Origin of the sequence: Streptomyces sp. NPDC057474 (assembly GCF_042802555.1) — a bacterium.
Classification (GTDB): Bacteria; Actinomycetota; Actinomycetes; order Streptomycetales; family Streptomycetaceae; genus Streptomyces.
This window is the reverse complement of record NZ_JBHVDX010000103.1, coordinates 19,446-32,273: the sequence shown is the minus strand read 5'-3', so window position 1 is coordinate 32,273 and position 12,828 is coordinate 19,446. Positions and strand designations below refer to the sequence as shown.

The following is a 12,828-nucleotide window of genomic DNA, read 5'->3' as shown; positions in this document are numbered from 1 at the left end:
TCCCTGTACCGGACAGCTGTCCGCTTCGCTGTGTCATCGCGAGGTGTCGGGAAGCCGAGGGCGCTCGACGCCGTCAGCCCGCTGCGTATCCTCGTGTGGCCCGGGTCGCCATGGTCGTCCTGCCGCTGGCTGACCCCGCCCGGATCGTCGCCGGCTGGGACGACGGGTACGGCGGCTACGAACCGGCGCCGGTGGACGGATACGCCGTCCTGTGCAGGCCCTGTTCGACCCGGTGGGAGCCGGCCGCGACGCCGAGGCCGACCTCCGCGAGGCGAAACGCGTCATCGCGGCCGGCGACAACGAGGGCCGCCGAGTCAACCACGCCGAGATCGTCGTCGATCCGGACCGAGGCGGCAACGTCCTGTTCTTCCCGGTCGAGGCAGAGGAAAGAGCCGGCTACGAGGCCTTGGACGAGAACGGAACGATCCTCTGCTCGCCTTCGTCGCCTTCGTCGCCTACGACTTCGCGTAGACGCCGTCGGGGCCACCCGTGCGGTGCACCGCCTACGCCCCGGCGCGCGCTCTCTCGTACAGGGCGGGGTCGTGCGCGTTGACGATGACCAGGTCGGCGTCGTCGCGCCGGTGCAGCTCGGCCAGGCGGGCGTGGTTGGCGCGTACCTTCTTCAGGTCGTACGCCACCAGGTTCTCCATGGTGCGAAGGGCGCGTGGTACGGGGGAATGACCGTCGAGCGTTCCGTGGTGGTAGAAGGAGTCGCCGGCGTGCAGGATCCAGCGGGTTCCGGTGTCCACCGCGACGCAGGCGTGGCCGCGCGTGTGTCCTGGCAGGGAGACGAGGACGATCCCCGGGGCGATGACGTCGAGTTCCTTGGCGGCGGCGAACCCGCGCCATGCCTCTCCGTCCGGGGTGTGCTCGACGATCTTCGGGCCGTGGGCCCACTGGGCCGACCGGTAGCGCATGCGCTCCCGCCGGGACGGGGAGATCACGGACCCGAGGGCCTCGGCCGCGGTCGTGTGTACCTGGGCGCCGGGAAAGTCGGACAGCCCTCCGATGTGGTCCACGTCGAAGTGTGTGACGACGATGTGGCGGACGTCGTCGCGGTGGAAGCCGAGCGCCTCGACCTGGCGGGCGGCCGTCTCCTCTGCCTGGAGCACGGGCCTGACCAGGTGGCGGACCGGGCCCAAACGGCGTCCGGGATCGGCGATGTCGTGCAGGCCGTAGCCGGAGTCCACCAGGACCAGGCCGCTCGGCGCCTCGATGAGCAGGACGTGGCAGACCAGTGCGTCGGTGGGCGGGAGCATGGTCCCGCAGTTGAGGTGGTGGACCTTCACGGCAGTACCGCTTTCGGGGTGTTGACGAGAGAAGGATGCGGCGCGCTCCCGGCCTCCTTCAGGAGGCCCCGCAGACAGCGTACGGCCAGGATCCAGTTCTTCGGGTTCTGCGAATTCAGGCCGCCGACGAACTGGACGAACTGCTGGAGCACGGTCGGGCTGTCGAAGCGAACGCGCCGGCAGACCAGGTTCTCGGCGGCGTCGAAGGCGACGTACGCGACCCGGTCGGCACTGGCCTCCGCCGCCGAAGTGGACCTCGCTGCCGAGGAGTCGGTCCTCGTGCGCAGGATGCCGATCGCCCGCGCCGACCGGCTCCAACCACCTCCGACTCGCCTACGCGATCCCCGCCGCCCTCGCCCTGATCCGGAGCCGGCCCCGCCGCTTGAAAACGACGTACGAGCTGTCGTCGGCTCCGAACGAAACGCTCCTCTACAGTGCCGGTGCGTCATAGGGTTGTGGCGTCCGGGGAGACGGAGGTCGTACGTGGTGGAGCGGGAGCCCGACGGGGGGTTCGCATGCGAACTGGTTCTCAACGGGGATGTAGGAGCGGACGCGCCCGCCGCTCTGGGCCGGAGACTGACTGACGACGGGGCAGCGCGGGTCGTACCGGTCTACGCCGCACGGCCCGTGCCCGGACGGCGCTCGGGCGGTGTCGTCGAGGTGGCCACCCTGGCGGTGACCTCGGCCGGAGCCCTGGTCGCGATCATCGACACGATCCGGGGCTGGCTGTCCGAGGAGCGCAACACCCCTTCGGGGAACAGGACGGGCGGGACGGACGGGACCGGCGGTGTCACCTCGATCACGGTGATCATGGGGGACGACAAGGTGGAGATCATCCAGCCCTCCACCGCCGCCGAGGAGCGGCTCGTCGACGCGTTCGTCCGGCGGCACAGCCCCTCATGAGCGAGTCGGCCACGCTGAACGTCCGGGTCACCGAACAACGACTGACCGATCGTTACGACTACGAACTGCGGGCCGGCGGCACCGGCCGTGACAGTCCTCCACTCGAGATGGAGTACACGGTCGAGGTCGACCGGTCACTGGTGAGCGGCTACCGCGACCGGATCGACGACGCCCTGACGGAGGCGGCCGCCTGGGGGCAGGACCCGCGACCCGGTCTGCTCAAGGAGCTGGCGAAGTGGGGCAAGCTGCTCTACGAGCATCTGTTCCCGCGGGTACAGGGCAACGCGGCCGAGCTGGTGACCCGCCTGCGTGCCTCGACGGGCCCTGTGCTGGTGCGTACGAACAAGCAGGACGTCCCATGGGAACTGCTGCACGACGGCGAGGACTTCCTCGGCCTCAAGCACGACCTCGGGCGCCGCCTGGTGGGCAAACGCCCCGTACTCGGCGGGCGTAGCATCAGCCGGGTCGGCCGCGCGCTCATCGTGGGCGACACCAACGGCGACCTTCCCTCCGCCCGCGAAGAGGTCGCCAAGGTCGCGGAGTGGCTGGGCAGCCGTGGCATCGAATGCAAGGTGATGCTGGGGCGGGAAGCCACCCTGATCGACGTCGTCGCCGAACTGGCCTCGGAGGAGACGCCGTACGATCTCTTCCACTTCTGCGGTCATGTGGTGACCGGTTCCGGCACGACCGCGCTGCTGATGCACCAGCGGCAGCTGCTCAGCGAGGTCGCCCTGCAGACGCTCTCGTCGACCGGCGCGCCTCCGGTGACCTTCATCAACGGGTGTGCCTCCGCCGGTGAGGGCGAAGTGGCCAACATCTGCATGTCGTTCATGGTGATGGGTGCCAAGACCGTCGTCGGCACCCGCACCGACGTGGCCGACGACGGAGCCTGGCGGTTCGCCGCCGAGTTCTACGGACGGCTGCTCGCGGGCGAGCCGGCCGGTGCCGCGGTCCGGGCGGCCCGCGCCGCGCTCCGTGAACGAGCGGACGCCGCCTGGGCGTCCTTCATCCTGTACGGCGACCCGGCCGCGAGCATCACCAAGGGCGCGACGGCGGGGGGCCCTCAGCCGCGGGAACGGCCCGAGGACGACCTGCCGATCGCTCTCGCCCCCGACGCGCAGCAGTTGATGCGGCGGGTGCGCGCGTCCGCCGCGGACCGGAGCGGGGTTGCCTCCGTCGACCTGCTGCAGGGGCTGCTCGGTGAGGCGGACATTCGGCAGCGGATCGAGGAGAGCATCGGGGCGGACGCCATGGAAGCCCTCGACCATGTGATCCACGAGGTCCTCAGCCGCAGCTCCGCCACGGACGGCGGCGGTTCCGGCAGGGTGGGCGGCCCCGTCCTGTCCGACACCGTCAACCGCGTGCTGGCGGACGCGGCCACCCGTGCCGCCGCGGACGGCAGAGGCACCATCACCACCCCCGATATCGCGGCGGCCTTCGTCGCCGTGGGCGGCGGCATCTCCTCCCGGCTGCTGGAACTGTGCGGGGTTCCGTTGTCCCGGCTGCTGCCGGACAGCACGCGGATCACGCCGGACCAGGAAACCTCTGGCCAGGAAACCTCTGGCCAGGGCACCTCTGGCCAGGGCACCTCTGGCCAGGACACCCATGACCAGCGCACCTCGGACCCGGGCGTCTCGGAGCGGGAATCCCCGGTCCCGGACACTCCGGCTCTCGACACGGTGACGTCGAACGGCGACGAGCGGCTGCCCATGAACGACCTGAGCCGCAGCGCCATGGGCATACTGCGGCTGGCGAACCTACTGGCCAAGACACGCGGCGAGGTCATCGGCACCTACACGCTCCTGCTCGCCTTCGGCGCGATGGGCAGCGAAGTGCTGCGCAGCGGCATGCACGAGCAGGGACCGGCCGGAGAGCGCGCCTTCCGGCGGCTCTCCGGGCTGCTCACCCCCCGACGCGGTGACCTGTCCCCCCGGGTCCACGACGTACTGGACCAGGCCCGTCTGCGCGCCGCCGCCGGGGGTGCCCCGTCCGGTCACGTAGGCGAGGCCGCGATCCTGCTCGCCCTGTTGGAGGACGAGCAGTCGTCGGGGCATGAGCTGATACGGAAGCTCGGGATCGACCCCGAACCCCTCATCCAGACCCTGCGCCGGGCTCGCTGACTTCATCGACTTCGTCGACTTCATCGGGCCCACCGGTTCCGCCCGGGTCACCGGTCCCGCCCGGCGCCGCGAGCCGGGCGAGCCCCCGGGTCGCCTTCGGGTCGCCCGGTCTGCGGGCCAGCACTTCCGTCCACTGCCGACGGGCCTCGTCGTGGTCGCCGAGGCCGAGGCCCGCCAGGGCCAGCGCGTTGCGCGCCTCGGTGTCGCCGGGGCACCAGTGCACCACCGCGGCGAAGCAGTCCCGCGCCGCGGCCAGGCTGCCCTCGCGCGCCGCGGCGAGCCCCCGGTTGAACAGATGGGCGGGGTGGACGTGCAGCCGCGCATAGCCGGACAGGGGTGTGCGGCAGCCTGCGCAGACCTCCGCCCCGTACGCGTTCTCGCGGCGGCACAGGACCACCGGGCAGCGGACGCTCGTCGTCGCGGCCGTCATCAGCCGGCCTCGGGGATGGCGGGATCGCGCGAGTCGTCGAGCGAACCCATGCAGATGTTCTTCAGCCGGATCAGGCGCTGGCGTTCCTGCGCGGCCTGCTGCTGGACCTGCTGCGGGTCCTGGGCGATGAGAGCCTGCAGGCCGGCGAGTCGCTGTCCGATGTCCTCCACCTCCGCGCGGTGGGCGGGTGTGGCGGTGGAGGATGCCTGGCACAGCGTTCGCACCTCGTCCAAGGTCTCCTGGGCGGCCTGCAGCAGTGCCACCGCCTTCTCGGTGTCGCTGATCGGCTGTTCCTTCCGCTGCTGCCGGTACGCCACGGTCCGCAGATGGTCGAAGATGTGCTGCAGCTGGGTGATGACCTCCGAGTACGACCTCTGGTCACCGGCGCTCAACGCCCCCTCGCCGTGGTCCCGCTGGGCCTCGATGGCCAGTGCGATCTCCCGTTCGTCGTGCGGGGTCTCGGTCTCGGCGCTGACCATGGTCACGTACCGGTTGAGTTCGGTGCAGTCCTTGACGAGCTTCTCGAAGTCCGCCCTGGGCGGCTGCAGATCCCCGGTGTGGTGCTTGCGGACGGAGTCGGCGATCGCCTGCATCTGCTCGAACTCATGGCAAGCGATCGCTGTCTCGCTCCGATCGGCGGCCGTCAGGAAGGCATCCTTCGCCATGTCCATCTGGACCTGCTTCACGTTCCGCTCGCCCGCAGGCAGGAACTCGACATCCTGCTCGAAGCGGCGCAGCAGTTCGGCCACCTCCGCGCTGCTCGGCAGCCCGGCCTCCGGCGGCACCTCGACGACAGCCTCGAACGGGTGGTCGCCGATGGATCCGCGCACGGTGATGAGCGCGTGCACGTCCATCTCCACATCGAGGTCGATGACCGTGCCCCTCGGGGTCGAGGACGGCACCGGCACCTTGATGACCTGGATCTGGCGGGCCTGTTGGAAGAGCCGGAACTCCACGGTGGTGGTGTCACCTGGGTGGCTGAAGTCGTAGCGGTCCTTGAACGGCAGCGGCCGCAGCGCGGGGATCAGCACGTCGCGCTGCGTCCGCCCCTCACGGGTCACCTCCAGCAGGATCGGCTTGGCGTTGATGGCCGGGCTGGTCGTGCTGCCCCCGGGCTTGGCCGCGGCGACGCGGTCGTGGACCACCGCGCGTCCGACGGTCGCCAGCAACTCGCCGTCGGCGTCGAACACCTCGACGGTGAGCAGGCCCTGCGCGTCAGGTTCCACGGGAATGCGGGTGAACGCGAAGCTGCCGTCCGGCTTGAGCGGTGCCTCGTCCTCGTACTCCTCGGTGGTGAGCCGCACGGAGCCGTCGGTGAGATCGAGGCCGGGGTCGAGCGCCTCGACCGTCCCGCCGACCACGGTACGGTCCGAGGCCGTGACCACGGTGCCGCGGAAGCTCACCCGGACCGTCCGCTCCTCGTTCAGGATGTCCAGGCCGCCCACCGCCGAGGCACGCACCGCGGCACCCAGCGCGACGACGGTGTCCACCTGCTCGTACACCGGCTCGGTGCACTTGGCGCGCGGCGCACCGGGGTCGGGGGAGCCGGGGGCGGGCGAGCAGAACCGGCTCCGCACCATCTCCCGGACCAGCGGCAGGTGGGTGGACCCGCCGGCCAGGATGATCTGGTCCACGTCGGCCAGGGTGATCCCGGCCTCCTGGGTCGCCTGGTCGAGCGCCTCGTCGCAGTACTGGAAGGTGCGCTCCAGAAGGGGGCGGGCGATGTTCTCCAACTGCGCGCGCTCCACCACCGTGTCGATGACGATCCGCTGCCCGTCCTTGTCGGTCAGCCCTCCGGAGTCGTGGAGCGCGAACTCCGTACGGTTCGACAGCCCCTTCTTCACGGACTCCGCGAGGGACTTCAGCCGCCGGAAGCGCAGCCGGTCCTCCGCGTCCTCCTCCAGATCCAGGTCCATGGCCCAGTCGTCGTCGAGGATCAACTGCTGTAGATGGTGGGCGAGTTCGGTGTCGATGTCGTCCCCGCCGAGCATGGTGTTGCCGCTGATGCCGAGCACCTTGAAGTCGGCCGCCTTGCAGCGCACCACGCTCACGTCGAAGGTGCCGCCGCCGAGGTCGTAGACGAGGAAGACACCGTCCCGGATCCCGGTCCGCCAGCAGTAGTAGCTCGCGGCCGCGGTCGGCTCGTGCAGCAGGTCCACCACCCGCAGCCCGGCGCTCACCACCGCCTTGCGGGTGGCGTCGATCTGCGGCTGGTCGAAGTACGCCGGTACGGTGACCACCGCGCGGTCGACGACCCAGCGTACGTCCGGGGTGTCGAACTCCGCGACGTCCTGCTCGATCTGCCGCTTCATCTCCCGCAGGATCTCGGCCGAGATCGCCTCGGGGGTGCGCTCCTCGCCCGCCAGCGTCACCGTCCTGCGCGATCCCATGAGACGTTTGACGGAGGTGACCGGCTCCGGCTCGCTGCCCACCCGCGCGAACGCCTTGCGCCCGACGACCAGTTCGCCGTTGCGGGGGTTGTGCCACACGCAGCTCGGTGTCGTGCGGGCGTTCATGGTGTCCCGGTGGATCACGATGTCGGTGTCGGTCGGATTCATCACCGCCACCGCGCTGTTGGTGGTCCCCAGGTCGATCCCGACGGCCTTGCTCATGTACTGCGTCATGCGTCGTCCTCTGTTCCGGCGCTCGACGGGGCGCCCATGATCACTTGTCCCAGCCGTACGACCGTGCCGCGGTCGAGCACGATCGGCTCGACGGTCTCCGCCACCACCTCGGCGGTGAACTCGGGCCCATAACGCCACCCGGCGATGTCGACGACGTCGGCGACCGACTCGTAGGGCTTGCCGGTGGGGTCCTGCGTGGTGATGTCCATCGCGTGCAGCGGTTCGAGCACCTGCTTCCTGGCCACGCGCAGACGGCGGCCCAGCGACTTGGCGCCCGCCGCCTCCAGCGGATCGGCCGCCTCCCCCAGCAGGCCGTCCAACCGCGCGACGTGGACGGCCAGTTCGATGAGGACCTTGCGGGCCGCCGCCGTCTCCTTCCGCACCCTGTTGCTCTCGTCCTGCAGGTCGGACCAGTACCGCTGGAGCAGGGCGGCCATCTCTCGGCCCGGGCTCACGGGGCCCGGCGCCCCCGGCCCCTCCGCACCTTCCGGCACCGGGCGCGGCTCGAACTCGTCCCAGTCGGCCGAAGAGGAGTAGGCCGAAGTGGAGTAGGCCGGAGTGGAGTCGGCCGAAGAGGAATCAGCCGGGGTGGAGTCGGTTGAAGGGCCGTCAGTTGAAGGGTAGTCAGCCGAAGAGGACATCGCGCACCTCCAACGGCGGCCGCTCCAGGAACAGCGGCACCGGCGGGTCGTCCAGGGCGGGCCGGATGTCGACGTCCGGCGGCGTCAGCATCCCGTCCCGCAGCCGCTGGGCCACGGCGGCGAGATCGAAGTCCGCCGCCCGTGGCGCCTCCGCCCCGGACCCCGCGTCGAAGGCGACGGGACGGCGCCCGTACCGCTTGGCGAAGTCCTCCCACCGATCGCCCCGGTAGTCCGCGCCCGGTGCCTCCAGCAGCATGTGCAGTTCCCGCGTCTCGGGCAGGCCCATCAACTCGTCCTTGGCCCACTCGGCGAGCGCGCCCGCGTCCTGCGTTCCGGTCAGGGAGAGTTCCCGGAAGCGCTCCGCCACCTCCTCGTCGCCCGCCGACACGGGAAGTCCGAGGACATGGAAGGGATTCGGCTTCATAAGACTCCTTGTTCTCCGCTGGCTTTCATCTCCGCCTTCCTCACGGCCGGGTGCAGTAGCGGTCGTGGAACAAGCGGGCCTCGGACGAGGGATCGAGTTCCGCGGCGCGTTCCAGCAACGGACAGGCTTCGGACGGCTTCGCGGAACGGAGATGACTGATGCCTTGGTAAAGCAGCGCCCGCGCACGCTCTTTGTCGTCCGTGGCCAGCTGGTACGCCTCCTCCGCCGCGCTCAGCATGCGCGGATGGTCGTTGGCGTTCCGCGCGGTCTCCGCACGGTCCATCTGGACCCTGAACAGGGCCGTGGCCAGAAGATCGGCCGCGTTGTCGTCGCCGGGATTCCACTTCAGCGCCTCTTCGTACATGACGGAGGCAGCACGGTTGCCCTGCGCCACGAACAGTCCGCGGAACTTGAAATGGACGGACAGCGCCTTGTTGCCCGGGAGGTGACCCTTGCCAGGGGTGCAGAACGGGGCCAGTTGGTCGGCGAACTCACGGGCTTTTCCGGCCGCCTTCCGCAGTTCGTCGATCTGCTGCATCTGGTAGAAGCACATTTGCAGCTCGTTGTGCCAGTCGAGCGCGGTCTGCAGAAGACGAGGCAGCGGAACACCGAGACCGATCAGTGGTTTCAGCGCGTTGACGCCGGATTCGTAGTCCTGGTCGATTCCCTGGCCCAGTCCCGCGATGGCCGTCGGGTTCTTGAGTGCCTTCTCCGCGGTCAGGACGACCTCGGCGCACCACTCGTCGGTGACCGCACCGGCCAGCGCGGAGATCTCGGCCCAGCGCCGCGCGTCGATCGTCAGGGACCACGGGATGCCGAATTCACGCAGCAGTCCGAGGACGTCGGACTCTCCCTTGCGGGCCGCCTCCAGCACCCGCAGATGCAGCCGGGCGGTGTCCCGCTCCCCGGCCTGGAGGGCCTCGGCGCCGAGCCTGCGGTGCATGCCGAACAGTTCCCGGCACACGGTGCCGCGCAGCCGGGTCTCCGCCTCGGGCCCGGCGGGCTCCTCGCCGTGCTGCTCCCAGAACCGCTCCGAGGCCAGCAACAGGGCCCACAGCACGCTCGCGCGGGCGAGGTGCCCGCCCGCCCGCGCGGTGGGTGCCGGTCCGCCGAGCGCCATGCCCCGGTACAGCAGGGCCAGGGTGTGGTGGAGCCGGACGTCGTACTCCCGCGCCCTCAGACAGTCCGCCCAGCGCCGTTCGACCCTCCTGGAGTCGGCCGCTCTCAGGGCGCGGGCCAGCTCGGCGTCGTCCTCGACCGCCTCCTCCAGGGCCGCGTAACGGCCGGGCCGCTCCCAGGGGACGGGCTCGTGCTCCGCGCCGGGGAAGAACTGGTCCAGCAGGCGGCGCACGCATGTGTCGAGTTCCAGACCGCGGGCGATCGATTCGGTTCTGCCGCGCGAGGGAAGGCGGTTCATCGCGGGTCCGGCCGACGGCAACACGACGGCGGAGCGGTGCAGGAACTGCGCGCTCTGCAACGGGTCACCCGCCCGGTGGGCGGTCACCGCTCGGTGGCAGAGCACCAGGACGTACTGGGCGCGGAGGTGAACGGAGTCGCGCCCCTCCTGTTCCGCCTCCTGCAGGGCCCGCTCCCACAGCTCCGCCGCCGTCGCGTAGTCGCCGACGGCGGTTGCGCAGTCGGCCAGAGCCGCCGCGTCGAGCGGGGGCGGGTCCTCGTCCGCCAGCCGCTTGACCAGCTCGGCCAGTTCGGCCGGTGGCTGGGCCCTGCCCGGTCGGCGCTTGCCGCCGCCCGCCCGCCCGCCGCCCGATTTGCCGTCCCCGGCGTGGGCGAACAACGCGGGCAGCAACCGGGCGAGATCGGTGACCGTCGTCAGATCGCAGTCGGCCGCCGCCGCGGAGAGCAGCTCCAGGCACCGCATCGGATCGCTCTCGACGAGCCCCGCCGCGTGGACGACCCGGACCAGCGCGGCCTGCTCCCCGGCCCCGTCCGGCGGGGGCGCCGAGGGCGGACGGCCGTCCAGGGCGTCGGCGAGCACGGCACACAGGCCGCTGTCCGCCGGTGCCGCCCGCAACTGCCGTACGGCGGCGGCCCGGTCGCCCCGCGAGAGCTCGCCCACGGCGGCGGCCAGCGCCAGCACCGGCTGCACCTCGCCGGAAGGCCGCACCTCCAGGACCGACGGGCGTCCGGGATCCGGCAGTGCCAGCGCGGCGGCCATGACCAGACCGGCCAGCGCGTGCACCTCCGGCAGTGCGTGCCGCTCCGCCAGTGAACGCACCAGCCGCGCGAGGGCGTCCCGGCGGTACGGGGCCTTGCTGAGCATGCCCGCCCCGGTGAGCGCGGCGGCCAGCGCGGTCACGGCCCGGGGGGACGGCTCGTCCGCCTCTTCGACCATGGCGACCAGCCGCCTGCACAGTTCCGGGTCGGCGGCTTCCGGGTCCTCGGCCAGCCGCGCCAGACCCAGGACCCATTCCGCCCAGGGGTGCTGCCGTACCGAGGGCGACAGCGCGGTCGGCCCGTCGCCCGACGCGACGGCGGTGGCGTGGGCGACCGTCCTGGCGGCCCGCAACAGTACGGCGGCGTCCGGAGGTACGGCGTCCGGCCCGGCGAGGGCTCTGCCGAGGTCCCCGGCCGCCTGCCGCGCGTGGTAAGGGGCGTCCTCGGGATCCAGCGTGCTGCCCTCCCCGGCGATCCGGTGCAGCCGGATCGCGCCGAGCGCATACGGCACCTGGGGCAGCCGATTGGCAGTCAGCCGCCCCAGCCCTTCCTCGACCACCTCGTCCGCCGCGCCTGCGACCGCCTCGGCCCACACGCTCAGCAACTCCGCCTTCGCGCCGCTCAGCCCGGCGAGCAGCCGCCCGGCCCTGGCCGGACGGAGCTCCTCCAGATGGTGTGCCGCAAGCACCAGCGCCGCCCGCCCGTGCCCGAGCGCGCGGGCCGCCTCGAGCAGCCGTCGCCCCTCCTCCGGCTCCCGGCGCAGTGCCAGCAGCCCCGACCACAGCAACCGGTCGGCTCGCGGCAGCCGCCGGTACAGCGGCGTCGTCAGCAGTGCGGCCATGTCCGTGACCCCTGCTCCCCGGCCGTACGCCGCGCCCAGGGCCGTACGCAACGCCTCCAGCCGCTTCGGTGCGCCGCGGCCCTCCGCGGGCAGCCCGGGTGCGGCCCGGTCCGGGGCGTCGGGCGGCCGTCTGCCCGCGGCCAGGTCGCGGCGGACCTGGGCGAACCGCTCGTAGCCGGGCGGGACGGCCGCCGCCGCGTGTTCGGCGTCGGTGCTGGTCACGGCGTGCGGCTCGGCGTCCAGCAGAAGGCAGGCCAGCGCCCAGTCGTCCGGGTCCCGGGTCATCTTGCCGATGAGGAGCCAGAGGCCGGCGCGGTCGTCGGTCAGGAACTGCGACCAGGCGGCGTGATATCGCCACTGGGGACCAGAGGCGTCGCCCTGTGCGAGGGGTACGAGGAGATCGCGGGCCCGCGCGGCGTCACCGTCCAGCAGGAGCAGGCGACCACGGGCGTAGTCGAGCCAGGGGCCCGCCTGGCGGGGTGGGGTGAGTGTGGCCAGCCGGGCGGCGGAGGCCGGGGGCGGCCGATCGGTGTCCTCTTCGAACCAGGCCAGCACCTCGCCGAGTTCGGCCGTCGCGGCGACATCGGGCGCGGCTCCGCGGGCCGCGTCGATCGCCCATCCTGGGATGTCGAAGGCCTGATCGGCCCGTATGTACGTGACCAGGAGACCCAGGAGCGAGGTCTCGTCGTGGGGACCCGCCGCGAGGGCCGCGAGGAAACGGTCCCGGGCCGGATCGAGTTCCCCGGTGACCAGCAGGTCATGGAGTCCGGCCGCGCGGTCCGCACCCGGCAGTCCGGCCGCCGCAAGCGAGGCCGCCAGCCGCAGCTGTTCCTGGTCCGAGGAGAGGTCCACCCGCAGCACATCGGCGGCGAGTGCCAGGACCGCCGGAGGGTGTGGCCCGGCCCGGCCCAGCAGGTCCGCGTAGACCTCGATCCGGGGGGCGTCCCGTCGGCCGGACCGGGCCAACTCGTCCGCCAGCGAGGCCCTGACCGTGTCCTGGAGCGACTCCGCCCAGTACAGCCGGGTCAACAGTTCGCAGGCCGGTAACTCCTCGCCGCGCCCGTGGTGTGCCGCGGCCAGCGGCCGTACCGCCTGGTCGAGGGGGAGGCCACCGGACTCCGCCACACGCCCGCAGAGACTCTCCAGCGTTTCGAAGTCGGTCTCGGTGAGCAGCGGCCGGTACGGCGGTCCGGCCATGGACCGTACGAAGTCGATCCAGAACGGAACGGCCACTTCGGGGCGCTTCTCCACCTGTACACAGATCCTGCGCAGCTTCGCCAGACCGCTGTGCGGATCGGGGTCCTGGAGGGCCGCCGACCACTGTCTGCGCAGCCGCCCCGAGGACGAGAAGAAGTCACCGAAGGACGAGGGCGGACTCATG

At 71.6% G+C, this 12,828-nt stretch carries 10 protein-coding genes; 2 read left to right on the top strand and 8 right to left on the bottom strand.

Translation table 11 applies throughout. The features are described 5' to 3' along the window. Positions 1–175: 175 nt before the first annotated feature. From ACFU53_RS26250 to ACFU53_RS26240, 3 genes are all read right to left on the bottom strand, one after another. Positions 176–322, bottom strand: coding sequence for a hypothetical protein (locus ACFU53_RS26250; protein ID WP_383997136.1), 147 nt, complete (start codon positions 320–322; stop codon positions 176–178). A 181-nt stretch (positions 323–503) separates the two neighbouring features. Next, positions 504–1,289, bottom strand: a complete 786-nt coding sequence (locus ACFU53_RS26245) for an MBL fold metallo-hydrolase (RefSeq protein ID WP_383997133.1) — start codon at positions 1,287–1,289, stop codon at positions 504–506. Continuing rightward, positions 1,286–1,441 carry a hypothetical protein gene (locus tag ACFU53_RS26240; RefSeq protein ID WP_383997130.1) on the bottom strand — a complete coding sequence of 52 codons (156 nt, stop codon included), beginning with the start codon at positions 1,439–1,441 and terminating at the stop codon, positions 1,286–1,288. The genes ACFU53_RS26245 and ACFU53_RS26240 overlap by 4 nt, the downstream gene beginning before the upstream one ends. 331 nt (positions 1,442–1,772) lie before the next feature. Between ACFU53_RS26240 and ACFU53_RS26235 the strand changes: the two genes are divergently transcribed. Beyond that, a complete protein-coding gene (locus ACFU53_RS26235) occupies positions 1,773–2,192 on the top strand; it encodes a hypothetical protein (RefSeq protein WP_383997127.1) in 420 nt (139 codons plus the stop codon). Beyond that, positions 2,189–4,312, top strand: a complete 2,124-nt coding sequence (locus ACFU53_RS26230; protein WP_383997124.1) for a CHAT domain-containing protein — start codon at positions 2,189–2,191, stop codon at positions 4,310–4,312. Before ACFU53_RS26235 ends, ACFU53_RS26230 begins: the two co-directional genes overlap by 4 nt. Here the strand turns inward: ACFU53_RS26230 and ACFU53_RS26225 are convergent. The 5 genes from ACFU53_RS26225 to ACFU53_RS26205 all read right to left on the bottom strand — a co-directional run bounded on the left by ACFU53_RS26225 (position 4,284) and on the right by ACFU53_RS26205 (position 12,827). Further along, complete coding sequence (locus ACFU53_RS26225) at positions 4,284–4,742, bottom strand: tetratricopeptide repeat protein (protein WP_383997122.1); 459 nt, start codon at positions 4,740–4,742, stop codon at positions 4,284–4,286. The genes ACFU53_RS26230 and ACFU53_RS26225 overlap by 29 nt on opposite strands. After that, a complete protein-coding gene (locus ACFU53_RS26220) occupies positions 4,742–7,366 on the bottom strand; it encodes an Hsp70 family protein (protein WP_383997119.1) in 2,625 nt (874 codons plus the stop codon). Before ACFU53_RS26220 ends, ACFU53_RS26225 begins: the two co-directional genes overlap by 1 nt. Further along, positions 7,363–7,821 carry a hypothetical protein gene (locus tag ACFU53_RS26215; RefSeq protein ID WP_383997116.1) on the bottom strand — a complete coding sequence of 153 codons (459 nt, stop codon included), beginning with the start codon at positions 7,819–7,821 and terminating at the stop codon, positions 7,363–7,365. The genes ACFU53_RS26220 and ACFU53_RS26215 overlap by 4 nt, the downstream gene beginning before the upstream one ends. Positions 7,822–7,990: 169 nt before the next feature. Beyond that, positions 7,991–8,431, bottom strand: a complete 441-nt coding sequence (locus tag ACFU53_RS26210) for a hypothetical protein (protein ID WP_383997113.1) — start codon at positions 8,429–8,431, stop codon at positions 7,991–7,993. 40 nt (positions 8,432–8,471) lie between these two features. Continuing rightward, positions 8,472–12,827 (bottom strand): hypothetical protein, encoded by a 4,356-nt coding sequence (locus ACFU53_RS26205; protein WP_383997110.1) that lies wholly within the window; start codon positions 12,825–12,827, stop codon positions 8,472–8,474. Between the last annotated feature and the right edge of the window lies 1 nt (position 12,828).